Source organism: Prosthecobacter fluviatilis (assembly GCF_042655725.1).
Classification (GTDB): Bacteria; Verrucomicrobiota; Verrucomicrobiia; order Verrucomicrobiales; family Verrucomicrobiaceae; genus Prosthecobacter; species Prosthecobacter fluviatilis.
The window spans coordinates 441,173-466,327 of record NZ_JBHSMQ010000002.1 but is presented as its reverse complement, the minus strand read 5'-3'; the positions used below and the strand labels follow the sequence as shown (position 1 = coordinate 466,327).

Sequence of the window (25,155 nt, the reverse complement as noted above, 5' to 3'; positions counted from 1 at the left end):
CTCCAAAATCCTGTTTCTTCCACGCCTCATGTCAAAGGCCGTCAAAACAGCAGAAACCAAGTTTTTCCACACCGGTAGCGCCAGTGCACCATTCACCTTTGCCTCCGGCGCCCAGCTGCCAGAAATCACGGTCGCCTACGAAACCTACGGCAAGCTCAACGCCGCCAAATCCAACGCCATCCTGCTTTTTCATGCCCTTTCCGGCAGCCAGCACGCGGCGGGCGTCACCACCGAGGTGCCGGGAACCGATCAGCGCTGGACCGAAGACTGCCACAACGGCTGGTGGGATCTTTTCATCGGGCCGGACAAGGCGCTGGACACCAAGCGCTACTTCATCATCTGCGCCAATTACCTCGGCGGCTGCTACGGCAGCAGCGGCCCGGCATCCGTCAACCCCGCCACCGGCAGCCCTTATGGCAGCGCCTTCCCGGAAGTGCGCACCAGCGACGTCGTCAGATCCCAGCTGGCGCTGCTGGACTCGCTGGGCATCCAGCAGCTCCATGCCGTCATCGGGGCCTCCGTTGGCGGCCTGCTGGCCATCAACCTCGCCACCCTCTACCCGGAGCGCGTCAGGCTCGTGGTTCCCATCGCCAGCGGCTGCCGCACCACCGTGCTCACCCGCCTGACACTCTTTGAGCAGGTCCTGGCCATCGAAAACGACCCACACTTCCGCGGCGGCAATTTCTACGACGGTGCAGCTCCCGAATACGGCCTGGCGCTGGCGCGCATGATCAGCCACAAGACCTTTGTCCATCTCGACGCCATCGAGCGCCGTGCCCGGCAGGATGTGAAAAATGGCGGAGACACCCTCTCCTGGTACCGCGTGCAGCACAATGTGGAGAGCTACATGCTGCATCAGGGCAAAAAGTTTGTGAAACGCTTCGATGCAAACACCTACCTGCGCATTGCCGACATGTGGCTGCGCTACGATCCGCTGCGGGACGCCGGAGTGCAGACCTACGGCGAGCTCTTCGCCCGCAGCGCCGCCGCCGGCCAGCACTACCTCGTCTTCAGCATCGACAGCGACTTCTGCTTCTACCCTGAGGAGCAGGCAGAGCTGGTGAGCCACCTCGAAAAAGCCGAGGTTTCCAGCATGCACATCACCGTACACTCAGACAAAGGTCACGACTCCTTCCTCCTCGAACCCCAGCTCTACACCCCGCATCTCTCATTTACCCTTGATGGCCGCTGGAACAAAGGCTCGGTGGACCGCCCGGTGCAGGAAGTTGAATAGCCTCCATGACCATGCAGCTCACCTTCCTCGGCACCGGCACCTCTGTCGGCATTCCCGTGATCGGCTGTGACTGCGCGGTATGCCGCAGCCCTGACCCTAGGGACAAGCGGCTGCGCAGTTCCGTTTACATCCGCACGCCGGAGGCCGCATGGGTGGTGGACACCGGGCCGGATTTCCGCATGCAGTGCCTACGTGAAAACATCCGCAGCCTGGATGCCGCCATCTTCACGCATCCGCACATGGACCACCTCACCGGCTTCGATGACCTGCGCCGGTTCACCACCGAGGCGGATCATTTTCTGCCGATCTATGGCACTCCGGAATGCCTCGCCGTGCTGGAACGCATGTTCATTTATGCCTTCAATGGTGAAAACCGCTATCGAGGCTATCTCAAGCCCTTCCCAAAACCCATTCACGGCCCGTTTCACCTGGGTGAAACGACAATCACCCCCCTGCCTGTCCAGCATGGAAAAGTGGACACCATCGGCTACCTCTTCACCCGTGCTGGCAAGAAGCTCTGCGCTTACATCCCGGACTGCAAGACGCTGCTGCCCCACTCCATCGAGCTGCTGCATGGCGTGGACACCCTCATCATCGATGCCCTGCGCCACACGCCGCACCCCACCCACATGAGTTTTGAGGAGAGCCTGGCTGTGCAGCGCGAACTCCGCCCCCGACAGACCTGGTTTACCCACATCCAGTGCGAGATCATGCATGCTGTGGAAGATCCCAGGCTGCCTCCCGGCGTAAACATTGCCTATGACGGACTCAAGCTTGAGTGGACTTGAAATGCATCTTGCGCACAGGAATGACGAATAACCCACAGTTCATTCCCCCTGCGCAGCCATGCTGGCGCGGAGCCTGCCGCATGGCCGGGCCCTTCACTCATGCCATTCGCCATTGTTTCCTCCTGCTGCTGCTTGCGTTCCCAGCCCGCGCCCAACTCGTAGCCGACTGGGATGCCGCAGCGGAAACAGCCGTGGTTTTCAACCTTGATTTTCCCGGCTCAAGGGAGCTCGCGATGTTCTATGCCGAAAAGCGCCACATCCCGAAAGAGCACGTCATCGGCCTGCGCTGCTCGCAGGAGGACTCGATCTCACGTGGCGAGTTTGAGTCCCAGCTGCGTGGCCCGCTGCTGCAGGTTTTTGAGAAAGGGCACTGGTGGAATGCCGAGCCGCCACAGCCTGGCAAACCGCTCACCGGAGACGGCGCCCCCACTCCCGCCGCAGCTTCCGGCAAGGTGCGCGTACTGGTTCTCATGCGCGGTGTGCCTTTCCAAATACGCCGTTCTGCGCAGAAACCCCGGCAGTCGGAAGAGGATGAGGCCAGCGTCGATTCCGAACTGGCGGTGCTTGGCCTTAACAACCCGCCGGTAAAAGGCGGCCTTCGCAACCCCTACTTTGACCAGCAGACACGCTTTCCCCGCGCCCAGCACACATCTGGCCTTCTGATCGTCGGCCGGCTGGACGGCCCCGACGACACCACGGTTAGACGCATGATCGACGATGCCATCTATGCCGAGCAGACCGGGCTGCTCGGCCGTGCCGTCATTGATCTCGCGCAGAAAACCGGGGCCTATCAGGAAGGTGAAGACTGGCTCAAAAACAGCGCCGAATCTTACCGCCACGCCGGCATCCCCGTCTTTGTTGACCGCTCCGCTGACTTGCTGCGCGCTGGCTGGCCTCTGCCTGACACGATTCTCTACTTTGGCTGGTACACCGATCATATCGTCGGAGCGCTGGCCTCCCCCGACTTCCACTTCAAGCGGGGTGCCATCGCCTGTCATCTGCACTCTTTCAGTGCCAGCACCATCCGTTCTCATGACAAGGCCTGGGCTGGCCCGCTGCTCTCACGCGGAGCCGCCGTCACCTTTGGCAATGTCTTTGAGCCCTACCTCGCGCTCACGCTGCATTTTGACATCTTCAACAAGCGGCTCCTTGAAGGTTTCACCGTCGGCGAGGCCGCATGGAATGCCACTCCGGCGCTTTCATGGATGAACGTCGTTCTGGGCGATCCCTTGTACCGCCCCTACGGCAAGGGCATCGGGGGCAAACTTGGCGAGGGCACCGACCGCGACTATGCGCTCTACCAGGGGATGGCGCTGCGCCTGGCTGGCGAACCCGACGGCCACATCAAGACCGCACTCACCGAGTTCGCCGAGAAACGCCAGAGGCCTCGGCTGCTTGAGCTCACCGCATTGCTCTCTGCCCTTCAGTCCAAGCTTCCGCAGGCCATCGACTTGCTCGAGCATGCCGAATCCACCACCAAGGATGCCGCTGAACTGCTGCGATTGAGGCTTTACCGGGCTGAAATGCTCCGCCGGGCAGAAAAGGCAGACGCTGCACGCCAGCTGCTGCGCGAGACACTGAAAGATGCCCGCTTCAAGGAGCAAGGAGCTGCGACTGCAGCCGAGTCCCTGCTCCAGGACATGGGAGGATGAACCTTCCAGACCTTGCAGAGAATGAGGCGAAAATGGCAGTCCGTGCTAAAACCCAGGGCTTGTCGCTCGTTTGGTCATAGCCGCTTATTCCCACCCATCCATGAAGATCACCACCACTGTTTTGTTGTCTCTTTGCCTGACCCTCGGGGCCAGCGCTGAAATCCGCACTTGGAAGGACGCTTCAGGCGTCCATGAAATCAAAGCTGAGCTCGTCAGGGTGGCTGGAGGCAAAGTCACTCTGAAGCGTGACAATGGCGCACTGCTCACTCTGGATGTCTCCGCTCTCAGCAAGGCAGACCAGGCATTTCTTGGTGCTGGTGCTTCCGCCGGCGGCAGCAGTGCCGCACCTGGAGACTGGCCGCAGTGGCGTGGCCCTGGCCGGGATGATATCTCCAAAGAAACCGGACTTCTCAAAAAGTGGCCCTCAGAAGGTCCGAAGCGTCTTTGGGTCAATGAGGAGGCCGGGCTTGGATATTCGGGCTTCGCCGTTGTGGGAGGCAAGCTCTACACCATGGGCCTCTATGATGCTGAGGAGAAGCTCATCTGCATCGACACCGCCACCGGCAAAAAGCTTTGGGAAACCCCTGTGGGCCCCATCCTGAAAAACGGCTGGGGAGACGGCCCTCGCGCCACCCCCACTGTAGCCAACGGCATGGTCTATGCCACCAGCGGCACAGGCGAGATCATCTGCGCGAATGCGGCAACGGGCAAGGAAGTCTGGAAAAAGAGCCTGACCAAGGACTTGGGCGGCAAGATTCAGGGCTGGGGATACACCGAATCCCCGCTGGTGGATGGCGATCTTGTCATTGTGACACCGGGCGGCGCCCAGGGGGCCGTCGCCGCGCTGGAAGCCAAGACAGGCAAAGTCGCATGGCAGACTAGCGACGTGACTGAAAATGCACAGTATTCTTCCGTGATCCCCATCACCCAAGGGGGCGAACGCGAGTATGTGCAGCTTCTCATGAACAGCATCCTGGGCGTCTCCAAAGCGGGCAAAGTGCTGTGGAAAACTGAATTCCCGGGCAAGACCGCCGTGATCCCAACCCCCATTTTCAGCGAGGGTCAGGTGTATGTGGCTGCGGGCTATGGCGTCGGCTGCAAGTCGGTGAAGATCGACGGTGGCACTGTCACGGAATTGTACTCCAACACCAACATGGTCAACCATCATGGTGGCGTGATCCTCATCGACGGCCTGCTCTATGGCCACTCCGACAAAGGCGGCTGGACCTGCCAGGATTTCAAAACCGGCGAAGTCGTCTGGCAGGACAAAGGCATCGGCAAAGGCGCAGTGACCAGTGCAGACGGCATGCTCTACTGCCTCGCTGAAAATGACGGCACGGTCGCCTTGGTCGAGGCATCCAAGAAGGGCTGGCAGCAGGTCAGCAGTTTCAAGCTTCAGGCCACCTCATCACAGCGCAATCCCAAGGGTAAAATCTGGACCCACCCCGTGATCAGCAACGGCAAGCTCTACCTGCGAGATCAGGAGTTCATCTCCTGCTACGACGTGAAAGGCTGATGCGCTGGGCTATCCATTCTTTCGGAGGCAGGGCCGTCTGGCTCTGCCTCTTTTTTGTGCTCACTCACTGCGGTCCTGCTCCACGCGCAGAGTGGAAGCTGCTCGCTGACGAATTCTCACACGCCTGGAATGCCGCCGGAATTTCCGGGGAAGGCACCGTGACCATCCGGGAGGCTGAGATCACGCTATCTGCAGGTCAGCCCATGACTGGCGCATGCTTCCATTCATGGAAGAACGCCGGACTGCCGGCCACCCGCTACTCCATCGAATACGAAGCCATGCGAGTGGAGGGAAATGACTTCTTTGGCACCGTGACTTTTCCAGTGGCTGAGTCCCACGCTTCTTTCATCGTTGGCGGTTGGGGTGGCACTCTTGTGGGCATCTCCAGCATCGATGACTTGGACGCCAGCGAAAACACCACCCGGGGAAACGCCTACTTTGAAAACAACCGTTGGCACAAGGTCCGCATCGAAGTGCGCGATGAGGACCTGCTGGCCTGGATCAATGGCAAGCTGTTCGTCAATACCAGCATCAAAGGCCGCAGGCTCGGCCTCCGCACAGGTGACATCGAAAAGTGTGCACCCTTCGGATTTGCCAGTTATGCCACGCAGTCACGCATCCGCCATGTCTTGATACGCCGCCTCTAAAAAGTACGCGACGTGAGGGCTTGACCTCCCGGGACCACCCCATATCCTCCGAACTCATGGCAACCGAGCATTTTCAACGAGGTCAGGTCATTTTCCGTGAAAACGACAAGTCCCAGGAGGCTTACTTCATTGTCAGCGGGTTGGTCGAGATCTCCATCAACACCGCCCACGGCATCCAGTCACTCGCCAAGATCGGCCCGGGGGAAATCTTTGGAGAAATGGGTATGATCATGGACCGCCCGCGATCCGCCACCGCCACCGCGCTGGAAAACACCACCTTGGAAACCATCGCTGAGGCGGAGTTTGAGCAGCAGATCATCCAGCGCCCCGACCGCCTGCATGTGTACCTGGCCACTCTGTTCGAGCGCATCCGCAGGACTGACCTGCTGCTGACCACCACCACCAATGCCACCGTGCCGCTGGTGGCAAAACCCAAGCCTGCCGCCGAGCCTGTTTTCCGAGTGAAGATCCGTTCACACTACGAAGAAACAGGCTTCAATCATCCGGCTGTGGAAAAAACGATCACCAAGCTGCCCTTCCGTATCGGACGCACCTACTTCGACACCGCAGTATCGTCACTCGCCCGCAACGATCTTTCCATTGAGGAACCGCATCCTTACCAGCTCTCGCGCAATCATTGCGAGGTCGATTTCGAGCACGGCCATTTCGTTCTGCGGGACCGCGGCAGCAAGCTTGGCTCCTGGGTGAACGGCGAACACGTCAGTGTCGATGCCGGCTGCATCACCTGCCTGCTGAGAACCGGCGAAAACAAAGTCATCTTCGGCAACGCCGACAGCCCACACCGCTACACGATCACCATCGAGCAGCTGGAGTGAGCTGAATAAAACCGGAGATGCAGAGTCTGCTTACAGGCTGCGCTTCACTTCATCCGCTCGATAGCCAAATCCCGGGCCGCTGAGCGTGCTCAAGTCCACGATGCCATTGCGCCGCTGGAACAGGCCGGGGTGAATCTCCTGCTCGGGCAGCGAGGCATCGGGGTAGAACTGCATGGCATTGCACTCCACCCCCTGGATCGTGCCCGCATGTGCGGCAAGGCGGACGTGCGGGATCATGGCCAGCATCGGATTCGTCAGGTCCTGCACCATCAGCGGCATTCCATGCGCCTTGGCCCAGCAGAGGCTCAGCAGCGCGCCGGTCTGCGTCTTGCAGGTCTTCAGCGCCACACCGGACCAGCCTAGCCGGCGACCCAGACGTACAAACTCCCAGTCGTGCGCGCTTTCGTCCAGAAACAGCGGCTTGCGCGCTGACACGCTGCGGACATCGATCTGATGCTTTTCAAGATCGTACGGAAACGGCTGCTCCACATACAAGGTGCGGGCGTAGATCTCCGGCTCGTCACGCAGCAGCTTGTCGAGAATGTCATTCACATATCCCGGCTCCTTCACCGTGCAGTTAAAGTCGGCGCTCAGCCATTTCACGCCGCCGGCAAAACCGATGCGGCCAATGCGCTGCATGCGCTCATAATCCCAGGCCGCATCCGTCCCCCGCAGCTTGACCTTGAGGCACTTCAAGCCATCGCGCTTGATCCAGTCCGCCAGCAGCAGCGGGTGTAAGTCCTTGGGCTCTGCACCGGTCAGATCTGCCGCCTCCAGCGCATCCACACCGCCCACGAGATGCCACACCGGGAGCTGTTTCGGCGCGTCCATCACCAGATAGTCCTGCGGGTAACGTCCTTTAAAATCGATCCCGCTGTCCTCCTCCGGCGTGATGTAGGCGGAAAGATCACGGCTCATGAACTCCGCATTGTAGGTCGAATAGATGTCACGGTTGTGCAGCACCCCATAGGCGTCATGCACGGCGATGTCGAAAGCGCTGAACGCCACCAGAGAGCCCAGGTAAGGCATCTCATCACCGCCTGCCGCCGCATTGGCCTCTTTCAAGGTGGCCGCCAGCGGACCATGCATGAAGTCCGCGCCAATCTCCATCGGATGGCCGGCAAATCCGCTCTCAACCAGCCTTGTGGCCAGCAGCGTGGAAAAGTCCTGCATGCGCTGCGCACGCACCGCCACGCTCAGGCTGCTGGGCCACACCCAGGATACGCTCAGCGGCGTCTCGCCCCAGCCCTGCGCAGTTTTGCCGCTGCGGTCAGCCACCGTCACACGCACCCGCAGGCACACCGCATTGGTCACGGTTTCGGGGCCAAACTTCAGCGGCACACGCATAGTGATGGGCAGGAAATAAACTTCGGCGGCTGTGACGCGGACGTCGGTAGGCTTGGTGGTGGACATGCGGGCAGAATGAAGCGCAGCCACACACCCGCAAAGAAAAGCTGTGCCCTGGCGCCCATTTCTTCTGCAATGCATGGCTGCAGATCGGCGTTTATTTTACGGCCTCCCCTGCCACGGCACAAACCATGCCTTGCGCCGTTGAGCCGCAACCATCATCCGCATGCGCATCTGGGATCTGCACTGTCACATGTCCGGCGTACCCGGCCTCACGCCCGAGGAACGCCTCAAGGCGCTGCTCGTCTACGCCGACCGCATGGGCATCGAAAGACTGTGCGTTTACATGGGCCTGAAGTGGTCGCAGGACCCCACGCCGGCCGATCTGGTTCAGCAAAACAGCGAAGTGCTGCGCGCCATTGCCAAATATCCTGACCGCGCTTTTGGCTTCGTGTACCTCAGCGCCAAGCATCCCGAGGCAAGCCTGGCGGAACTGGAGCGCTGCGTGGCCAATGGTCCGATGGTGGGAGTCAAACTGTGGGTGGCAGAAAGATGCAACGTGGCCGCCATCGACTCGATCATCCGCCGCGCCGCTGAGCTGAAAGCCGTCATTTTCCAGCACACCTGGTTCAAGACCACCGCCAACTATCCCGGTGAATCGACACCGGATGACCTCGTCGCGCTGGCAAAACGTTTCCCCGATGTGCCCATCATCTGCGGCCACACGGGCGGCACCTGGGAGCTGGGCATTCGAGCCATCCGGGCCCAGGCCAACCTGTATGCCGACCTCGCCGGCTCAGACCCCACAGCAGGCTTTACAGAAATGGCGGTGCGTGAGCTTGGCGCCGGGCGGGTCATATATGGCAGCGACTGCGGCGGGCGGAGCTTTGCCAGCCAGCTGGCGAAAGTCCATGGTGCACAGATCAGCGACGCCGACAAACAGAAGATCTTTTGCGACAACTTGCGCAGCCTCATGCGGCCTATCCTGCAGGCCAAAGGCATCCAGGCCTGATCTCAGTCTTTCTTTTTGCCGAAGCCGAAGAGACGCCGCAGGAAGCCTCCTGCCGCCTTGGGCTCGGTGGCCGTCGTGTTTGGCGCGTTGGGCCCAGCCAGCCGGCGCGCGCCTGCGTCTGAAGCATCATTGCCTAGCTTCCTGGCCGCCACATTAGCAGCAGGTATGCCGGCAGGAGTCGGGAGCGACGCAGCCCACCACGTCGGCGCCAGTGCAGCCACCGTCTGCCAGGCCTCCAGTCCTGCATGCCAGACAAGTGAATCCGAGGCCAGTTTTTTGGCACGCGCCAGTTCGGTCATGGCCTGGTCATCCATCGGCCCCTCGGCTGCACCCGCGTTGTCATAGTACCAGTTCATCGGATTATGCAGATAGACTACGCACTCACAAAAACTGCGCAAGGCAGGAGGAAATGCTTTTCACCGCCGCCGAACAGCCCAAACTACCGGCATGAACCGCCGGAACTTCATGCTTCGCGCCAGCGCTGCCTTGGCCGCATCATCCCTGCACTCAGCCGAAGATCTGAAACTGACCGACTGCCACGTTTACCTTGGGGAAAATCCGTTTCGCCAGCTGGGTGCCGAAAATACAGCCTCGTTTGTTCAAAGCCTGGCCGCCCGCGGAGTGACGGAGGCTTGGGCCGGTGCCTTTGAGGGACTCCTCCGGCGTGACGTGGCCGTCGTGAACCGTGATCTCGCCCAGGCCTGCCAGGGTACCATGCTGCGTCCCTGCGGCACTATAAACCTCTCCCTGCCAGACTGGCAGGATGATGTGCAGCGCTGCGCGGAAGATCACGGCATGCGTGTGCTTCGCCTGCATCCGAACTACCACGGCTATGATTTGCAGGCCCCTGCCTTTCGAGAACTGCTCCCCCTTGCTCTGAAGCACCGGCTCCTGATTCAGCTGGTGGTGCAGATGGAAGATGAGCGCACACAGCACCCGCGGGTCCGCGTGTCCCCTGTCGATCTCACACCGCTCTCCACCATGCTGCAGGAGATGAAGGACATGCGCATCATGCTCCTCAATGCAAATGCCGCCATGCTGCTGCGTCATTTGCAAAACTGCACCAATGTGTGGCTCGACTTCGCAATGATCGAGGGCGTGGGCGGCGTGGAAAACCTGCTCAAAACCTGGCCACAGGAGCGCCTCGTTTTTGGATCTTTCGCACCTGTGTTTTACTGGGAGTCCGCACGCCTCAAAATGCAGGAGTCTGCGCTCAGCCCTGCGCAGGCCGCAGCGGTGCACTGGCAGAGCGCAGCCGGTCTGCTGGCCTGAGATTTTCACTCTGCACCGCAGGGATGCCCGGCTGAAGCGCGTTTTGTCAAAGCCAGACCTTGCGCTCCCGCTCTCTGCATCCATCAATCCTACCCACCCGAATACCCCACCCAGACCATGATCAAACTCACCGGCATCGCAGATGAAGCAGGCGCATCCCTGGATGTGCAAATCCAGGCCCACCAGGAACTCGGCTGGGACAGCATTGAGTCACGTGTCGTTGAGTTCGAAGGCGTGAAAGGAAATCTGCACGAGATCCCAGATGCCGTCTTCGACAAGGTCGTCGCTCGTCTGGCAGAGAAAAACATGAAGGTCAGCGGCTTCGGCTCCCTCATCGGCAACTGGGCCAAGAAAATCACCGACGACTTCAGCATCACCGAGGCCGAAATCGGCCGCGCCATCCCTCGCATGCAGCGCCTCGGTGCCAAGCTGATCCGCGTGATGAGCTACGCCGTCTGCAAAGACGAGTCCGGCAAAGATTTGGAGGAGCAGTTTGCCCCGGAGCGCATCAAGCGCATGAACGAGGTGAACAAGCGCTTCGCAGACGCCGGACTCACCGTCGTGCATGAAAACTGCATGAACTGGGGCGGCATGAGCCCCACCTACGTGAAGCGCATGGCCGAGGCCGTGCCTGGCATGAAGTGGGTTTTTGACACCGGCAACCCGGTCTTCATCGACGACCGCGACAAGCCCGGTTCCAAACAAGACTCCTGGGAGATGTACCAGGCCGTGAAGCCCTTCATGGCCCACGTCCATGTCAAAGATGGCATCTGGGACAAGACCAAGAACGACGCCGTCTACACCTTCCCCGGCGAAGGCGAAGGCCAGACCGAGCGCATCATGAAAGACCTCGTCGAAACGGGCTACAACGGCTACATCAGCATCGAGCCCCACGTCGCCGTGGTCTTCCACGGTGCAGGTGCTGCAGACACGCTCTCCCCTGAGCAGAAGGCCAAGGAGCAGTATGACAGCTACATCAAGTACGGCCGCATGCTTGAGGCCATGCTGAAAAAGCTGGGCGCCAAGCTGGGCTGAGCAAAACTACACCTCAAAAACTCCCGTGCCGCCTGCGAGAAACATCTCCCAGTCGCGCACGCGGTGGTGGTTTTTGATAAGATGCGTCACGGGGACCTCTCGTGGCACCGCCGGGCGGCGCAGCAGTTTCAGACCAGCCTCCTCGGGCAGCTTGTTGCCCTTGCGGCTGTTGACGCGGCGGTCCGCCAGCACGCAGTTCTCCCAGTTGCTCAGGCCGCCGCGGGAGACGGGGATGATGTGATCGATGTTGCCCTCATGCGGGCGCAGCTTGCGGCCCGTGTACTGGCACATGCCGCCGTCACGTTCCCAGATCGCCTTGGCGCAGAATTTGGGGCGGCGCTTGGGCACCTTGTCAAAGCGGGCCAGCACCAGCACCGAGGGCACACGCACGGGACCGTGCACAGTGCCGATGCTGTTGTCCCCCTCCCTGACTTCAAGTTTCAGCCACTCCTCCCATGTGACGGGTCTCATGTCTCCGGCTGCGTGGATGTCCAGCGCGGTTGCGTTGCCCGCTGCCATCATGCTGAAGGACTCCACGGGCGTTTTAGAGTCGATGGCCTGCCAGTGCCGATTCAGCACCAGTACGGTTGTTTTGGTCAACGTTTCATTCATGCACAGCTCCTGAGTTGGGAATTTCGGCACGAAGAAGCGGCGTTTGTATGACCGCTCCTTGATGTTGGACCGTTACGCTGGCGAGAGTTTGCCTTTTGCCAAGTGGCAAGATCGTTTCCTTCCTGGAATGACGTATGCCGCCGGAAAAGGGCTCCTCCCCCCGGCAGCACGTTTCACCTGGCCAGAAACATCTCCCAATCCGGCACCTGGTGCGTGTTGCGGATCAGCTGAGTCACAGGCAGTTCCCGGGGCACGGCGGGGCGTCGCAGCAGCTTTAGCCCGGCCTCCTCAGGCAGCTTGCTGCCCTTGCGGCTGTTCACTCGCTTGTCTGCCAGGACGCAGTTGTCCCAAGAGGTGGGTCCGCCACGAGAGAGCGGCACCACGTGGTCGATGTTCCCCTCGTGAGGACGCAGCTTGCGCCCCGTGTACTGGCACACGCCGCCGTCACGCTCCCAGATGCCACGCACGCCAAACTTGGGCCGTTTTTTAGGCACTCTGTCATAGCGGGCCAGCACCAGCACGGAAGGCACGCGCACAGGACCGTTCACGGTGCCGATGGAGTTGTCCCCATCGCGCACCGGCAGTGTCAGCCACTCCTTCCATGTCACTGGGCGAATGTTCCCGTCCGTTTCGATGTCGAGCGCTGTCGCCGCGCTGGTCGCGATCATGCCGAACGCCTCCTGCGGCGTTTTCACGGCTATGGCCTGCCAGTTGCGGTTGAGCACCAGAACGGTGGATTTGGTGAGGAGTTCTTTCATGGCATGGATGGATAAAATGCGGGCACGGTCCTCCCGGCAGCGGTGTTCGTTCTTGGATGAATGGCAGCCTGGAAAGACAAGGAATCCTTCCAGGCTGCCGGTGGGCTTGAAGCGCCTGCTAGTTCCTCAGCGCGTAACGCCGGAAGAAGAGGTCGAGTTCATCCAGGTCTCCCATGGATTCCTCGGGATCGTTCAGCGCCTTGAGTCTCTGCAGTTCCGCGACAACAAAGTGCGAAAGCACGGCATCGGGCACGGACATGCTGAGTTCATCGCCGGCACGTTTGCGGACAACGAGAGCCTCCAGCGCCAGTCGGACCTCGCGCTCATCGAGCACGGCGTCCACCAGCTCCTGAAAGGGCATGGGCACCTGGCCGAGTGAGCGCTCGATCCAGCGGCAGGCCAGCAGCGGCCTGAAAACGTAGAGGTACTTTTTCAGACTGACCTGATCCCTGCCCTCCAGATAAGCTTTCCAGTTTCCGGAGGCCATGTGCAGATAGTGCGCAAAACAGCGCCGGGGCGAATAGAACATCCCGGCCAGCTCTTCAAACTCGCGGGTAAAGTCTGGATCGTGATGATACACGACCGGCGACTTCATCCACTCAAGAAGCGGCGGGTTGCTTTTTCGCAGCAGGCGCAGCGCCTTGCGCAGCTCCCAGCCGCTCACGTCAAGCTCATCGCTGAGCGGCTCTTCGATCACATCGCGCCGGCTCTCGATGGAGAGATACCATTCGCGGCGGTGCACGTAGAGAAAGCGCACGTCATAGTCGCTGTCATGGGACGCAAAGCCCCAGGCACGGCTGCCGCTTTCACAGGCATAAAGCACGCGGACATCCTGCTCAGTTTCGAGACGGGAGAGCTCGCTTCGAACGCGTTCGGAGACATTGTTGGATTTCATGGTTTTTTTGATGGGGGGAATGAATTGAAATAAAAAAGTGCGCCGCCCATGAAGAGCGGCGCACTTGAGTGACGGGCAGCTTCTCAAAGCTCCACGGCTTCGATCATGCGGATCAGTGCGCCTGGATCGGAGTCCAGCAGCTTCAGAGTCTCCAGCGTTTTGTCGCTGAAACCTGCCAGGCAGCAAACCTGGCGCTCTGGGAACTGCAGCGAACCGTAACCGTTCAGGTCAAAGCTGAACACTTTCGGATCGCAGCGGTGGCGCTCCTTCCAGCGGCGAAATGTCTCCACGGGAGCGTAGTACCCCGCCCATCCCTGCATGTCAGAAAGGATGATGACACGGTCATACGCCCGGTCCGCACACTGGAAGATGGAATGGAAGTCGGTACCCGCCGACTGCGCCTGGCCTTGCAGCCATTTGGCCAACGAGAGCGTGCTGTCTCGCTTGTTCAGCGTGACGTATTTGGCGCCGTCGCTGAAAAGAATGATGTCGGCATCATTCGCCTTGAGCAGCGTGGCTGCAAAGATCGAACCGATCTGCAGCGGGCGGCCCGCCATGGAACCGGAGCCATCCAGTGCGACAAGCGTGCGCCCCGGAAAGGATGGCACGTTGGCGAGCGAGATGTCCACGGCGTCGCTGAGAGCGGCCAGGGCATCAGCCGCACGCGGCAGATGGCTGACCTGCACGGCGTCGAGCGCAGTCTGAAAGCGAAACGGCAGAACGAGAGATTTGCGGATGAGTTTTTCATCGCGCAGCATCGTCAGCGCCTCGTTCACAGCTTCAGGAGCCGACTCGAGCACATTGCGCAGGTTTCGCAGCAGGGCAAAGTAGCCCAGTTTCCGCGTGCGAATGAGCTCTGACCACGCCTCACGTTTCAGCGAGGCGAGATCGTCGTCACTCTGCGCAGCAGCACCGGCCTGCGTGAGCTTGGTTTCCCAGGTTTCGGCTGCGGCCAGAGAACCTTTGACGAGCTTGCCCAGCGCCTCCGTGGCAGGCGGGTGAACGAGATTCACGACATCGACCAGCGAAAGGTCGGCATTGTCCTTGCGGTACTTCGCGAGCTGATACTCGTCAAAGCGCGCCAGGGCACGGCCAAGTCCTTTCTTGAGCGAATTTGGAATCACCTTCCCATGCGAGCCGCGGTAGCAGGCAAGGATCTCGATGGCGTCATCCGGGCGATGCACGACACGGTCATAAAACCGCGCCGTCCACGACTGGCCCTTCACACTTCTGGCCAGCTCTGCCGCTGCGAGGTGGCTCACGCTGCGCATGCCGGCGGATTTGCGGGCATACAGAGCAGCCTTGGCCACGAAGCATTTGTCGCTCTGGGCAGAGATGAGCTCTCGCAGGCGCTGTGCGGTGGCATCGCCGCTGCGGTAGAACTCATCCTTGAGCATGGAGGTGAGCATGAGGGACGCGAGTTCCAGCTTGGGCGTCTCGGTAAATGCCTCGCCACCCGCGAGGTTGAGCGTATCGGCACGCGGGCGTTTCTTGAGAAAGTTGAATTTCATGATATTGATTTTCTGGGTGGAATGCGGAGAAAGTTTGCCAGGGAAACGGCCCGTGATAAGCCGCCGGCGCTCTTGCGAGCGGACCGGCTCCCGAAGTACCCCTGGCATCACTGCCGCATGATTTGCCTGATTTTCGGAAAAGGATTTGGGGAGAAAGGCGACCGGAGAACGGATGCGTTGGCACCCAGCTGCTCTACCATTGAGCTACAAATGCCTGTGGGCACCCGGCAAGGCTCGAACCTGCAACCAGCCGATTATGAGTCGAAGTAACTCCAGTCTCACTGCCCCAAAAAAAGGATCGCGGAGAAAAGCAGACAGGCTCTAACTGAGAAGGCCGGGAATCGAACCCGGGGCCGGCTTTCACCGAACCCCAACTCATGGGCAATCGCACTTCAGTTTGGTGTTGGAGCGAAGAAATCCTGTCTTCACTGCCGCGAAATTGGATCAACGGAATCTGAGGAGGAAATTGGCCAGGGCTTCACCCTGCATGAGGATGATGGGATTTGAACCCACGATTTCCGGAGTATCCCCGGCCTCACTGCCTCAGAGTCTTGAATGGAAAAATGATTGCGGAGGAAGACGAACGAAGTGTTGTTAAACCGGCGGACCGGCATCTCGGCGGGATTCGCACCCGCATGTCTGGGCTCGTACCCAGTGCTGTACTGCTTGCTACGAAGGAACTACGTTCTCACTGCCGCAAAAGCATGGTCGCCCGTGAAGGTGCTGCCCCCTCGATTTCTGGATGTACGCCAGAAGTGATGCTGTTTCGCCAGCAGGCGTAGAAATGGTGGTCGGTCCACAGGGACATGCACCCTGCTATGCCGGTTAAAAGCCGGCTGCTTCGCTGTCTAAGCTTTGGACCGAAAATGGTGCTCACAGCGGGACTCGCACCCGCACTGGCGACGCTCTCGACGTCGTTCCTCTGCTGTTGGGCTACATGAGCTTTTGAAACTTGGTGCAGTCCCGTCATGCAGACTGCGAGTGTAAAAAATAGAAAGCGAGGGCTGAGATTACACCTCGCGTGCTGCTCCGTTGGAGCCATTATCCAAGGGTTTGCGGCCCCTGGTTCGGCTCGTATCCACCCTGCCTTGCAGGGTCGAACAGCATAGCTGCCTTTTTTAAAGTGTGGCTTATCACTTGTCGCGTGACGACTGTCGGCGCTGCACCTACCACCGACCTTTCGGCCGTGCAGGGGAGCTACCCCTTATGTGCGGATTCACACCGACATCTCCGGGCTTGCGGCCCTCGGATGCCTCCATTGCCCCGTGGGGCTGGAGGATTGAGCTATTTCACTCGTCACGCCGGACACCTCTTTGCGTTTTTCTGATTACGAGTCATACCTGCGACGATGCGGATGTCCTGCGGTTGTCGCCGCCTTTTGGGCTGCGAAATGCCACACATCGTCTGCCTTTCACCTGTCGGCTACTCAACGGAGTCTCAAGACAACGTCCGTGCTTGCACACGTCCGCCACCTCTCGCTCTGCGCCATCACCCTTGCCGACAAGGCTCGGATGTTTTCTGGCACTACCCTTGGCTTTATGGATCGCAGTCTGGTCGGTCGTGAGGCCGGCACCACCCGCTGCTCTCCGGCGGCTGATGTTCCCCGTTTCCGGGCATCTAAACCGCCGTTCGTTCCACGACGCACTGCTTTCCCAAAACGACCACGGCCTTCGGGGCCATGATCGCCCGCTTTCGCGGGAAGCCTGGGCTTGCATGGACTGTCCGTGATCCCTCACGGCGCGAAGGTTTTCAGGCACCTTCGCCTCTGACCGGCTCACGCCGGCTGTCGGGGCCATGCCCCCATCGGTTTCTGAGTTTCCTCCCGGCACCGACGCCCCGTTGATAAAAGTAAATTGGCACCCACAGCGGGACTCGCACCCGCTAAGACAGATTTGAAGGACCTGTCGCGCGACGACTTTGCATTCGTGGGCATTGAAAAATGCGGAACGCCGAGGACATGCTCCTCATACCACACGAAGGCGGCACGATCTCGTTAGCACCGAGTCCCGGCACGCTGGTCCGGTTGGCGTTCCATGATGAATGAGTGCCCATGGCAGGATTCGCACCTGCACTCGGCCGCTTTTGAAACGGCTGTCTCTGCTGTTGGACTACATGGGCTTGTGACTGGCACTCCTGGCAGGACTTGCACCCGCAACCTCCGCGTTCGAAGCGCGGTGCTCTGTCGATTGAGCTACAGGAGTCTCGAAAAGTGTCTCCGGCAGGAACGCCATGCGCGGCAGCGCACTATTAAATGCGAAGCCTGGTTGCGTAGGCTGCACAGCAGCCAATCGCACCTGCGGCCTGCTGATTCGTAATCAGCCACTCTGTCTGCTGAGCTACGGAGACATAAAATGGTGCCCATGGCAGGACTCGCACCCGCACTGGACCGCTTCTGAGGCGGTTGTCTCTGCATTGGACTACATGGGCATAAAGGATGGCGGCATCGGGTGGATTCGCACCACCAACTCTCCGCTTCAAAGGCGGATGCTCTGCTGATTGAGCTACAAGGCTAGGTTGGCATGGGCGTGGAGACAGCAGCACGGAATGAATCCGCGCCTGTCATGCTCACTACCCCATGCTTGAAATGGTCGGTCTGGCTGGACTTGCACCAGCACCCTGCGGGTTATGAGCCCGACGCTCTACTCTTAAGCTACAGACCAATAATGAAATGGTCGGATACCCCGGTGCTGCCCCGGGCCTGTCTTGGTCCCAAACCAAGCGAGTTCGCTGGCTCTCTCGTATCCGAATGAAAAGGATGGACGTGCACCCCAGGCTCGCACTGGGTAATGCGGTTTTGCGGACCGCTGACTCGGCTCTTTGTCTTGCGCACGAATGAAAGTGGTCGGATACCCCGGTGCTGCCCCGGGCTACTCTTGCTTCCAAGGCAAGCGAGCGCTGCAGGCTCTCTCGTATCCGATATAAAGAAATGGTTCCCTCAGCCGGTTCTGCCCCGGCACCGCCTCGTTCACAACAAGGAATGCTGCTGTTACACTATGAAGGGTGTGTTGCATGAAATGGATCCTCCGGTGGGGTTCGCGCCCACATGGTCCTGTTTACGAAACGGGTGCCTTTCTACGTCGGCCACGGAGGAGTTTGACAAATGGTGCGGTCAGCCGGACTCGCACCGGCGTCTCAGCCTTGGCATAGCTGCGTCCTGCTGCTGGACGATGACCACAATGAATTGGTGCGGCATGTCGGTGCTGCCCCGACGTGATGGGTTTGGAAGACCCGCATGTTGCTGTTACATCAATGCCGCATTGAAAATGGTCGCTGGAGTTGGTAGTGCGCCAACCTGTGCGGAACTTCAACCCGCCGCTCATCTGTCTAAGCCATCCAGCGTTCTTTGAAAAATGGTCCCTCTGCGTGGTGACGCTCCACGTTCTGCCAGTTATCGACCGGCTGCTCTGCTGTTGAGCTACAGAGGAATGAAAAACGTATGAAACAAAAGCTGGACTCAAGGCAGCAACGACAAACGAAGCTTCTGCAATCAGACTACCCCGCTAACAAATGCCATCCGACGACACTCCACCTTTTTCCCGCCGCCTCTTGCTGGTGACCGCCTATCTCGGCTTCATCAGTCTGGGGCTGCCAGACACGCTCATCGGTGTGGCCTGGCCCTCAGTGCGGGATTTTTTTGGCCGACAGCAGAGCGAGATCGCATGGATCTTCTTTGGGGCGGGAGCGAGCTACTTCGTTTCAGGTTTACTCACGGGAAAACTGCTCAAGTCATTGGGCATCGGGGCATTGCTGGCAGGGAGCAGCCTGCTGGTGGCCGCGAGCGCCCTGGGCTATGCGGTCGCGCCGGCATGGGCTTTGTTTGCGACCTGCGCGCTGCTGCACGGGCTTGGCTCCGGGGCGATCGATGCAGGGCTGAATCATTATGTGGCGAATCATTTCTCGCCACGTCACATGAACTGGCTGCATGCCTGCTATGGCATCGGCGCCACCCTGGGGCCTCTGATCATGACCTCCATGCTGGTCTCACTGGGAGAATGGCGGGCGGGTTATGCGACCGTGGGCGCGCTGCTTCTCCTGCTAACAGGACTGTTCTTTTACACCCGAAAACTTTGGGACACTCCGGGCGAAACGACGAACGCGACTTCTGAACCCGAGGCCTCGGTGAGCATGCTCGATGCCTTGAAACATGGCGGTGTCTGGGGGCATGTGGTGCTCTTTTTCATCTACACCGGTCTCGAGGTGACTGTGGGCCAGTGGAGTTTCACAGTGATGAACGAAGCACGTAGCATGAGCAAAGAGACTGCCGGCATGTGGGTGACGATTTACTGGGCCAGCATCGCCATCGGTCGAGTGGGATTTGGCTTTGTCATTGAGCGGCTCGGGATCGACCTGCTGCTGCGCCTGAGCATGCTGGGAGCAGTCCTCGGCACCGCGCTGTTTGCCGCAAACACGCCTTTCTCAGCAGGAGCGCTGGCACTCGTCGGTCTTGGACTGGCTTCCATTTATCCGTGTTTAATGACACGAACGCCGCAGCGGCTCGGCAAAGCACGCGCCGCCCACGCCATCGGCTTTCAAGTCAGCGCAGCCATGGTAGGAGCGGCACTGCTGCCCAGCTTCTGCGGGTGGCTGGCGCAATCACGGGATCTTGAGGCAGTAACGTTGGCCACAGTGGCCATGGCGAGCGGACTTCTGGTCATACACGAATCCTTGCTGCGGTTTGATCGCAGAGGTTAACGAAATGGCGGAGCACCAGAGAATCGCACTCTGGACGCCTTGATAAGGGCGCAGCGGTTTTCAAGACCGTTTCCTCGTCTGTGCCGGACGTGCTCCATTAAAGTGGTGCCCACACCAGGATTTGCACCTGGAACCACGGCCGTTAGAAGCGGCGTATGCAATGTCTCTTACACCTTGCGGGCTTTGAATAATTGGCTCCCCGGCGTGGACTCGCACCACGACGATCAGCGTAACAGGCCGACAGGCTACTTTACCTCACGGGGGATTCTAAAAATGGTGGAGCCGGACGGTAACGCTCCGTCTCTTGCTGGGTGCAAACCAGCCGTGCTGTCTTCTACACTACGGTCCCATGGAAATTTTGGCGGTCCGTGCGGGCTTTGCTCCCGCGACCTTCCGCTCGACAGGCGGGTGCTCTGAACTGACTAAGCTAACGGACCTTCTTTAAAGATGGTGGACGAGGACGGTAACGCTCCGTCTCCTGCTGGGTGCCACCCAGCCGTGCGGTCTTTTACACCACAGGCCCATGAAATTGGACGCAGGGACGGGAGTTGCACCCGCCAAACCCGGCTTATGAGACCGAACGGAGCTCTGGCTCTCCCTGCATTTGTAAAAAGCAATGAAACTACCCACGAAAAACACGGGGACTGCCACGGTGGGCCTGTAACGGCGTATGAAGTTGCTGCCGTGCGCCCCGTGTTTCGTGAGCATAAATGAATGAGTGGTGCGGCGTCACGGTAATGCTCCGTGGAGGGCTCAATGAGCACTGAATTTACAGTCCAGGTCGCCTCTTTAACGATCTACCGCCGCGTTCTTGATTTGAAATGAAATGGCACGGCGGGTGGGTATCGCGCCCACATCTGCGGGTTTTGGAGGCCCGTGCATTGCTTGTCTGCCACCGCCGTATCGTATCGAATTGGAAAATCTTCCGTTCTGCCATTCAAAGACACGGAGGCGGCCTTGCCACTGTATACACTCTCCCAAGGTTACATCACTTGCTACCGTGCTCCGTGCCTTTGAATGGCAGATCAGCCTCGTATTGAGGTGATCTGCCATCTATAAAGAACGAACACCGCTGCCACGCACGGGATGGAGTGTGGATCACTCGATCGCTGGCGTCGCACCCGCAGGTATTTCACGGCGGATGTTTCGGTGTTTATGGCACACCTCCCGGGGAAGCCGTTTCGTGATGTCAAAAAGGGACAAGAAATCCCCGCATTCCTCGCCTCGGCGTAGGAATATTGCGTATTTTAAGACTGCTTTTGTTGACATTCGTTAGGAGGGTGCAAACCTGTTCTCAGGTCTTGCTCTGCGTGTCTAAACGACTCCTCCCGGAGTCAGCTTGGCTGGCCTTGCCCCGGTATCCGTTAGCGCGGATGCCGGGGTTTTTTTATGCGATGGGGGGAAGCGGTCAGGCGACCGCAGGTTGAATCAATGAATGATGAAAAAGAGAGGGTGGGTTCACTTCGCGGGCAAAGAAAAAGCCCTGCCGCCTTGGAGTGGGCGAGCAGGGCTTCCTTCGGAAACTTGGCCTTCGGGGCCTAATGGGGCGTCAAAGCGCCCTGCTCGTTGTGTGCTTTTATCTGGAGACTCCAATCTTGCGCTGCATAAGCCGGCATAAAGCCTTTGGCCAATCTGGCACATACGGACTCTCCGTGACGCTCAATCAGCGCGGGTGAGTTAAGATGTGTCCGGGTGGTGTTCATGGCTTGTGTTGAAGGTAACGGATATTGGCACGGCCTTATTGGGCCGTCAACATCAATTCTATATTTTTCTTATGCACTCAAGTTTCAGGGCTGTTTTCATCCCTAAAACTCCTGCACATCACTGAAAGGCCTTCTCCATCGCTTCCACATTTGCTTTCATCACGGTCATGAAGTCGCCGCTCTCAGGTACGTTGGCGCATGGGGCAAAAACGACACTTTGAAGGCCGATCGCAGCAAGTTTCTCCACGCTGTCCTTGCTTGGCTCCCCCTCCCAGATCATCCAGCGGGCACGGTGTCCGGCAAGAATGGCCTTGAGGTCATTGAGCGCAGCGTCATCCAGCTTGGTGTCTGGCTCCCAAAGAACCGACTTCAAATCCAGACCATAGCGGCGTGCGAGGTAATGGTACACTGGATGCGACGCCACCAGCGGATACTGCACCAGACGACGGCTGATGGCGCTCATGCGGCCATCAAGAGCTTCCAGCTCTTCCTTCAGGGCTTCTGTGTTTTTGCTGATGGCCTCCTTGGCTGCCGGCACCAGTGCGGACAGCGCATCCCCCACCGCCTGCGCCTGCATGGCGGCCTGCTTGAAATCAATCCAGGTGGTGAAAGCCGTGCCACTGTGGCTGTGCGCGCCGGCGGGACCATGGCTGTGCATGGTGGCATCACGCACTTCGATAAAGCTGCTGGCAAATGCCGCGGAGGTATCGACCACCTTCGACTCTGGCAGAGTGACTTTGTCCGCCCACTTTGAGTAGCCCGCTCCGTTCATGAGTATGAGGTCTGCCTTCTGAAAGGCTGCGATGGCAACCTCGTCCGGCTGCCAGAAGGCAGGATCTTCATCCTTGGGCGCCAGGAACCTCACCTCAACGGCATCCCCGGCGATTCGCTGCGCAAAGTACTGCAGCGGGTAGTTGGCCACCAGCACCTGCGGCTTACCGGTCTTCGCGGCGGGCTCTGCCGACTTTGCCGCCGGGGCTTCCGCCGAGGGTTTGCAGCCTGCGAGGACAATGGTGATGCAGGTGAGTAGAAGAGTGCGCTTTTTCATAGTGGTTGATGGCATCTGGTAGGACATGGGAAGTCAATCGCAAACTGACAATTCAGGCACTCAGCCGGAACTCCCCCCGGCCAAGCAATTCGCGCAGCGCCTTGCGATACGGCGCCGGCATGGGAGTGGATTCAAGTTCGGCAAATGGCACCAGTCGGTGTGTTTCCGGCCACGCATACTCCTCTGCATGCGGCTCATGCACCCATAGCGTAACCTTGTAACGCGTGATGCCATAGTGCATTCGCAGGAGCACCGGAGGCGGCTCACTTACATGCTCAGGCGGCAGTTCGGGCAGTTTCCACAGGCCTGTTCGGCGCCTGCCGGTTTCCAGCTCCAGCAGCACCCCACTGCTGGTCCGCAGAAAAATGACATGCTCGGTAACGGCGGAAATTTGCTGTCGCGCCTGCTTCACTGGCAGCGTTTCCGGATCGAGCGCCCTGCAGTGGGCGCGAACCGGGCAGAGATCACAGGCAGGCTTGGTTGGGGTGCAGTGTGTCTGCCCGAGTTCCATGAGCGCCGAGTTCAGAGCCCTCGGGTCATCCGTTGCTTTCACAAGGAGTGCCGAGCGCTCCCACAGCAGCTTTGCACCTGCGGTGGAATCCACCGGCGTGGCATCATTGTAGATGCGCGACAGCACACGGGAGATGTTGCCGTCCACGATGGGCTCTGCGAGGCCAAACGCGAAACTCGCCACAGCCCCGGCCGTGTAGGGACCGACACCGGGCAGCCCAAGTATGGAGGCGTGATCGCTTGGAAACACCCCGCCATGCTGCTCCATCACTTCCCTGGCCAGCCGCTGGAGATTGCGCGCCCGCCTGTAGTAGCCCAGGCCCTCCCAGGTTTTGAGCACCTCATCCTCTCGGGCAGACGCCAGCGTCTCGAAATCAGGAAACCGCTCCAGCCAGCGCGCGTAAAAGCCGCGGTCCAGCACCGTGGAAATCTGTGTTTGCTGCAGCATGACTTCAGCCACCAGGATCGCGTAAGGATCCCGCGTGCGGCGCCAGGGATAGTCACGTGCGTTTTGCCCAAACCAGTTCACAAGCTCTGCGGCGATGGCTTGGGGGTTCGGCCTGGCTGTTTGAGTTGGCATCGTGCCCTAATAATGAACGATCCGGCGTATTTTTCATGAGTCTTTCGTCACTCCAGCGATTAAAATCGCCGCCCATGCCGCCACTGACCAGCTACACTCATGCCATCACCACCGCTCAAGCTGAGAAACTGCGCACTCTTCTGGATCAGCGCGGGTTTGATTTTCAAACCAAACCCTACTGCCTTTACGCCGCCGCCAGCTCCAAAGTGAATGTGTGTGTCTATGAAAAAGGCCCCAAGATCGTTGTGCAGGGAAAGGAGACCGAGGATTTCATCACTCATATTCTTGAGCCCGAAGTGCTGGGCGAGGCAAAGCTGGGCTACGAAGAAGTTCACCATCCGGAGATGTTTCAGCCCCACATCGGTGTGGATGAAAGCGGCAAGGGCGACTTCTTTGGACCGCTGGTGGTCGCAGGCGTGTATGTCGATGGCGATGCGGTACGCCGCCTGCGGGACATCGGCGCGGTGGACAGCAAGCGCATCAGCAGCGACGAGCGCATCTTTAAAATTGCCGCGGATATTCGCACCATACCCACCCTTGCCTGGGAGGTCATCTCCATCCATCCCGCACGCTACAACGAGCTCTACGCCCAGTTTGGGAATCTAAACCGGCTGCTGGCCTGGGGGCACGCACGGGTCATCGAAAATCTGCTAGAACGCATTCCCGGCTGCCAGCGGGCCATCTCGGACCAGTTTGCCAATCCCGCCGTGCTTCAGCGCGCCATGAAGACCCGCGGCAGAGAGATCGAGCTCATTCAGCGCACCAAGGCGGAAAGCGACCCCGCGGTAGCCGCTGCATCCATTCTCGCACGCGAAGCTTTTGTTGGCTGGCTGAAGTCGCAGGCGCGGAAATACGCGATGGAAATCCCAAAAGGGGTTTCAGAAGGGGTGAAACAAGCTGCGGGCACGCTCGTAGGACAGCACGGCAGCGAGGTTTTGCCGACGCTTTGCAAAACGCACTTCCGGACTTTCAACGAGGTTCTTTCGCGGACAGCCTCAGATTATTCCAAATAAATACACTGACTAAATCGTAGGTAGGGATGATAATTCGACACAGAATTTAGTTGCGCCCCGTTAAACGTCTCGCTAGTCACCTAACTATGACCACGATCACCAAAAAAGATTTGGTTGCGGAACTAAGCAACGCAACAGGAATCAAGCATGCCGACACACTGGCCATGGTGGAAGCCTTCATGGAGCTGGTTTCGAAGAATCTGGCTGAAGGAAACGAGGTGACACTGCGCACTTTCGGAACCTTTGACCTCCGTGTGGCACGTGGCAAAATCGGCCGCAATCCCAAACAGCCAAACTCTGAGGTGATGATTCCCGACCGCTGCGTCGTGCGTTTCAAGCCCAGCAAGGAGCTCAAGTCCCGTGTCGCAGCTCTGTCGGTCCAGAAAGTCAATGGTGCACAGGCTTTGAACGGCAACCACGTCTAGCTTGGCCGTTTCCGCGGCATCCGCAGGATGTCCATTTGCCAAAGCTTGCGATTACCGTGCAACGTGAGG

20 protein-coding genes and 11 tRNA genes are annotated in these 25,155 nt (G+C 59.3%); 12 read left to right on the top strand and 19 right to left on the bottom strand.

Going from position 1 to position 25,155, the window contains the following annotated elements:
- The first annotated feature begins 28 nt into the window (after window positions 1-28).
- The 6 genes from metX to ACFQDI_RS06885 all read left to right on the top strand — a co-directional run bounded on the left by metX (window position 29) and on the right by ACFQDI_RS06885 (window position 6,673).
- Window positions 29-1,234: a homoserine O-acetyltransferase MetX gene (metX, locus tag ACFQDI_RS06910; RefSeq protein ID WP_377164788.1), complete on the top strand. Its 1,206-nt coding sequence runs from the start codon at window positions 29-31 to the stop codon at window positions 1,232-1,234.
- 11 nt (window positions 1,235-1,245) lie between these two features.
- Window positions 1,246-2,022 (top strand): MBL fold metallo-hydrolase, encoded by a 777-nt coding sequence (locus ACFQDI_RS06905; RefSeq protein ID WP_377164786.1) that lies wholly within the window; start codon window positions 1,246-1,248, stop codon window positions 2,020-2,022.
- An 80-nt stretch (window positions 2,023-2,102) separates the two neighbouring features.
- A complete protein-coding gene (locus tag ACFQDI_RS06900) occupies window positions 2,103-3,674 on the top strand; it encodes a TIGR03790 family protein (RefSeq protein ID WP_377164784.1) in 1,572 nt (523 codons plus the stop codon).
- 100 nt (window positions 3,675-3,774) lie between these two features.
- Window positions 3,775-5,190 carry an outer membrane protein assembly factor BamB family protein gene (locus tag ACFQDI_RS06895; protein ID WP_377164782.1) on the top strand — a complete coding sequence of 472 codons (1,416 nt, stop codon included), beginning with the start codon at window positions 3,775-3,777 and terminating at the stop codon, window positions 5,188-5,190.
- 203 nt (window positions 5,191-5,393) lie between these two features.
- Window positions 5,394-5,837, top strand: a complete 444-nt coding sequence (locus ACFQDI_RS06890; RefSeq protein ID WP_377164780.1) for a 3-keto-alpha-glucoside-1,2-lyase-like domain-containing protein — start codon at window positions 5,394-5,396, stop codon at window positions 5,835-5,837.
- A 56-nt stretch (window positions 5,838-5,893) separates the two neighbouring features.
- Window positions 5,894-6,673 (top strand): cyclic nucleotide-binding domain-containing protein, encoded by a 780-nt coding sequence (locus tag ACFQDI_RS06885; RefSeq protein ID WP_377164778.1) that lies wholly within the window; start codon window positions 5,894-5,896, stop codon window positions 6,671-6,673.
- A 30-nt stretch (window positions 6,674-6,703) separates the two neighbouring features.
- Here the strand turns inward: ACFQDI_RS06885 and ACFQDI_RS06880 are convergent, their stop codons facing one another.
- Window positions 6,704-8,086, bottom strand: a complete 1,383-nt coding sequence (locus ACFQDI_RS06880; protein WP_377164775.1) for an enolase C-terminal domain-like protein — start codon at window positions 8,084-8,086, stop codon at window positions 6,704-6,706.
- A gap of 160 nt (window positions 8,087-8,246) precedes the next feature.
- Between ACFQDI_RS06880 and ACFQDI_RS06875 the strand changes: the two genes are divergently transcribed.
- A complete protein-coding gene (locus ACFQDI_RS06875) occupies window positions 8,247-9,032 on the top strand; it encodes an amidohydrolase family protein (RefSeq protein ID WP_377164773.1) in 786 nt (261 codons plus the stop codon).
- Window positions 9,033-9,034: 2 nt separating this feature from the next.
- Here ACFQDI_RS06875 and ACFQDI_RS06870 read toward each other — a convergent pair whose 3' ends face one another.
- Window positions 9,035-9,388 (bottom strand): DUF4339 domain-containing protein, encoded by a 354-nt coding sequence (locus ACFQDI_RS06870; protein ID WP_377164771.1) that lies wholly within the window; start codon window positions 9,386-9,388, stop codon window positions 9,035-9,037.
- A gap of 91 nt (window positions 9,389-9,479) precedes the next feature.
- Here ACFQDI_RS06870 and ACFQDI_RS06865 point away from each other — a divergent pair, with 91 nt between their 5' ends.
- On the top strand, window positions 9,480-10,304 hold the full coding sequence (locus tag ACFQDI_RS06865) for an amidohydrolase family protein (protein ID WP_377164768.1): 825 nt from the start codon (window positions 9,480-9,482) through the stop codon (window positions 10,302-10,304).
- Between the two features lie 117 nt (window positions 10,305-10,421).
- Window positions 10,422-11,339 (top strand): sugar phosphate isomerase/epimerase family protein, encoded by a 918-nt coding sequence (locus ACFQDI_RS06860; protein ID WP_377164766.1) that lies wholly within the window; start codon window positions 10,422-10,424, stop codon window positions 11,337-11,339.
- 6 nt (window positions 11,340-11,345) lie between these two features.
- Here the strand turns inward: ACFQDI_RS06860 and ACFQDI_RS06855 are convergent, their stop codons facing one another.
- The 12 genes from ACFQDI_RS06855 to ACFQDI_RS06800 all read right to left on the bottom strand — a co-directional run bounded on the left by ACFQDI_RS06855 (window position 11,346) and on the right by ACFQDI_RS06800 (window position 18,290).
- Window positions 11,346-11,951, bottom strand: a complete 606-nt coding sequence (locus tag ACFQDI_RS06855) for an HNH endonuclease (protein WP_377164764.1) — start codon at window positions 11,949-11,951, stop codon at window positions 11,346-11,348.
- 173 nt (window positions 11,952-12,124) lie between these two features.
- Window positions 12,125-12,709: an HNH endonuclease gene (locus tag ACFQDI_RS06850; RefSeq protein ID WP_377164762.1), complete on the bottom strand. Its 585-nt coding sequence runs from the start codon at window positions 12,707-12,709 to the stop codon at window positions 12,125-12,127.
- A gap of 118 nt (window positions 12,710-12,827) precedes the next feature.
- Window positions 12,828-13,604 carry a nucleotidyltransferase domain-containing protein gene (locus ACFQDI_RS06845; protein WP_377164760.1) on the bottom strand — a complete coding sequence of 259 codons (777 nt, stop codon included), beginning with the start codon at window positions 13,602-13,604 and terminating at the stop codon, window positions 12,828-12,830.
- A gap of 83 nt (window positions 13,605-13,687) precedes the next feature.
- Window positions 13,688-15,115, bottom strand: coding sequence for a TROVE domain-containing protein (locus tag ACFQDI_RS06840; RefSeq protein WP_377164758.1), 1,428 nt, complete (start codon window positions 15,113-15,115; stop codon window positions 13,688-13,690).
- Window positions 15,116-15,982: 867 nt separating this feature from the next.
- A tRNA-Leu gene (locus ACFQDI_RS06835) sits at window positions 15,983-16,058 on the bottom strand.
- 1,102 nt (window positions 16,059-17,160) lie between these two features.
- Window positions 17,161-17,233 (bottom strand) — tRNA-Leu (locus ACFQDI_RS06830).
- A gap of 7 nt (window positions 17,234-17,240) precedes the next feature.
- Window positions 17,241-17,316 (bottom strand) — tRNA-Arg (locus ACFQDI_RS06825).
- A 73-nt stretch (window positions 17,317-17,389) separates the two neighbouring features.
- Window positions 17,390-17,456: transfer RNA gene (locus ACFQDI_RS06820), tRNA-Arg, on the bottom strand.
- Window positions 17,457-17,467: 11 nt separating this feature from the next.
- A tRNA-Leu gene (locus ACFQDI_RS06815) sits at window positions 17,468-17,542 on the bottom strand.
- Window positions 17,543-17,700: 158 nt separating this feature from the next.
- Window positions 17,701-17,775, bottom strand: a tRNA-Ile gene (locus ACFQDI_RS06810).
- Between the two features lie 355 nt (window positions 17,776-18,130).
- Window positions 18,131-18,206 (bottom strand) — tRNA-Thr (locus ACFQDI_RS06805).
- Between the two features lie 10 nt (window positions 18,207-18,216).
- Window positions 18,217-18,290 (bottom strand) — tRNA-Gly (locus ACFQDI_RS06800).
- Window positions 18,291-18,622: 332 nt separating this feature from the next.
- Here ACFQDI_RS06800 and ACFQDI_RS06795 point away from each other — a divergent pair.
- The gene (locus ACFQDI_RS06795; RefSeq protein WP_377164756.1) at window positions 18,623-19,807 is read left to right on the top strand and encodes an MFS transporter; all 1,185 of its coding nucleotides are present in this window, start codon (window positions 18,623-18,625) and stop codon (window positions 19,805-19,807) included.
- A 274-nt stretch (window positions 19,808-20,081) separates the two neighbouring features.
- Here ACFQDI_RS06795 and ACFQDI_RS06790 read toward each other — a convergent pair.
- From ACFQDI_RS06790 to ACFQDI_RS06770, 5 genes are all read right to left on the bottom strand, one after another.
- Window positions 20,082-20,156: transfer RNA gene (locus ACFQDI_RS06790), tRNA-Ala, on the bottom strand.
- Window positions 20,157-20,166: 10 nt separating this feature from the next.
- Window positions 20,167-20,244 (bottom strand) — tRNA-Asp (locus ACFQDI_RS06785).
- Window positions 20,245-20,634: 390 nt separating this feature from the next.
- Window positions 20,635-20,709: transfer RNA gene (locus ACFQDI_RS06780), tRNA-Trp, on the bottom strand.
- Between the two features lie 919 nt (window positions 20,710-21,628).
- Window positions 21,629-22,558 (bottom strand): metal ABC transporter substrate-binding protein, encoded by a 930-nt coding sequence (locus ACFQDI_RS06775; protein ID WP_377164754.1) that lies wholly within the window; start codon window positions 22,556-22,558, stop codon window positions 21,629-21,631.
- Window positions 22,559-22,610: 52 nt separating this feature from the next.
- Complete coding sequence (locus ACFQDI_RS06770; RefSeq protein ID WP_377164752.1) at window positions 22,611-23,648, bottom strand: A/G-specific adenine glycosylase; 1,038 nt, start codon at window positions 23,646-23,648, stop codon at window positions 22,611-22,613.
- Window positions 23,649-23,722: 74 nt separating this feature from the next.
- Between ACFQDI_RS06770 and rnhC the strand changes: the two genes are divergently transcribed.
- Window positions 23,723-24,661 (top strand): ribonuclease HIII, encoded by a 939-nt coding sequence (gene rnhC / locus ACFQDI_RS06765; protein ID WP_377164750.1) that lies wholly within the window; start codon window positions 23,723-23,725, stop codon window positions 24,659-24,661.
- Between the two features lie 50 nt (window positions 24,662-24,711).
- Window positions 24,712-25,086 (top strand): HU family DNA-binding protein, encoded by a 375-nt coding sequence (locus tag ACFQDI_RS06760; protein WP_377164748.1) that lies wholly within the window; start codon window positions 24,712-24,714, stop codon window positions 25,084-25,086.
- The last annotated feature ends 69 nt before the right edge of the window (window positions 25,087-25,155 follow it).

Excerpts from the sequence above, each read along its gene's own strand:
- ACFQDI_RS06840 (WP_377164758.1), bottom strand. The coding sequence starts at position 15,115 with ATGAAATTCAACTTTCTCAAGAAACGCCCGCGTGCCGATACGCTCAAC.
- ACFQDI_RS06890 (WP_377164780.1), top strand. The coding sequence starts at position 5,394 with ATGACTGGCGCATGCTTCCATTCATGGAAGAACGCCGGACTGCCGGCC.
- ACFQDI_RS06880 (WP_377164775.1), bottom strand. The coding sequence starts at position 8,086 with ATGTCCACCACCAAGCCTACCGACGTCCGCGTCACAGCCGCCGAAGTT.
- ACFQDI_RS06870 (WP_377164771.1), bottom strand. The coding sequence starts at position 9,388 with ATGAACTGGTACTATGACAACGCGGGTGCAGCCGAGGGGCCGATGGAT.
- ACFQDI_RS06770 (WP_377164752.1), bottom strand. The coding sequence starts at position 23,648 with ATGCCAACTCAAACAGCCAGGCCGAACCCCCAAGCCATCGCCGCAGAG.
- ACFQDI_RS06865 (WP_377164768.1), top strand. The coding sequence starts at position 9,480 with ATGAACCGCCGGAACTTCATGCTTCGCGCCAGCGCTGCCTTGGCCGCA.
- ACFQDI_RS06845 (WP_377164760.1), bottom strand. The coding sequence starts at position 13,604 with ATGAAATCCAACAATGTCTCCGAACGCGTTCGAAGCGAGCTCTCCCGT.
- ACFQDI_RS06905 (WP_377164786.1), top strand. The coding sequence starts at position 1,246 with ATGCAGCTCACCTTCCTCGGCACCGGCACCTCTGTCGGCATTCCCGTG.
- ACFQDI_RS06855 (WP_377164764.1), bottom strand. The coding sequence starts at position 11,951 with ATGAATGAAACGTTGACCAAAACAACCGTACTGGTGCTGAATCGGCAC.
- ACFQDI_RS06795 (WP_377164756.1), top strand. The coding sequence starts at position 18,623 with ATGCCATCCGACGACACTCCACCTTTTTCCCGCCGCCTCTTGCTGGTG.
- ACFQDI_RS06875 (WP_377164773.1), top strand. The coding sequence starts at position 8,247 with ATGCGCATCTGGGATCTGCACTGTCACATGTCCGGCGTACCCGGCCTC.
- ACFQDI_RS06895 (WP_377164782.1), top strand. The coding sequence starts at position 3,775 with ATGAAGATCACCACCACTGTTTTGTTGTCTCTTTGCCTGACCCTCGGG.
- ACFQDI_RS06850 (WP_377164762.1), bottom strand. The coding sequence starts at position 12,709 with ATGAAAGAACTCCTCACCAAATCCACCGTTCTGGTGCTCAACCGCAAC.
- rnhC (WP_377164750.1), top strand. The coding sequence starts at position 23,723 with ATGCCGCCACTGACCAGCTACACTCATGCCATCACCACCGCTCAAGCT.
- ACFQDI_RS06885 (WP_377164778.1), top strand. The coding sequence starts at position 5,894 with ATGGCAACCGAGCATTTTCAACGAGGTCAGGTCATTTTCCGTGAAAAC.
- ACFQDI_RS06775 (WP_377164754.1), bottom strand. The coding sequence starts at position 22,558 with ATGAAAAAGCGCACTCTTCTACTCACCTGCATCACCATTGTCCTCGCA.
- ACFQDI_RS06860 (WP_377164766.1), top strand. The coding sequence starts at position 10,422 with ATGATCAAACTCACCGGCATCGCAGATGAAGCAGGCGCATCCCTGGAT.
- ACFQDI_RS06900 (WP_377164784.1), top strand. The coding sequence starts at position 2,103 with ATGGCCGGGCCCTTCACTCATGCCATTCGCCATTGTTTCCTCCTGCTG.
- metX (WP_377164788.1), top strand. The coding sequence starts at position 29 with ATGTCAAAGGCCGTCAAAACAGCAGAAACCAAGTTTTTCCACACCGGT.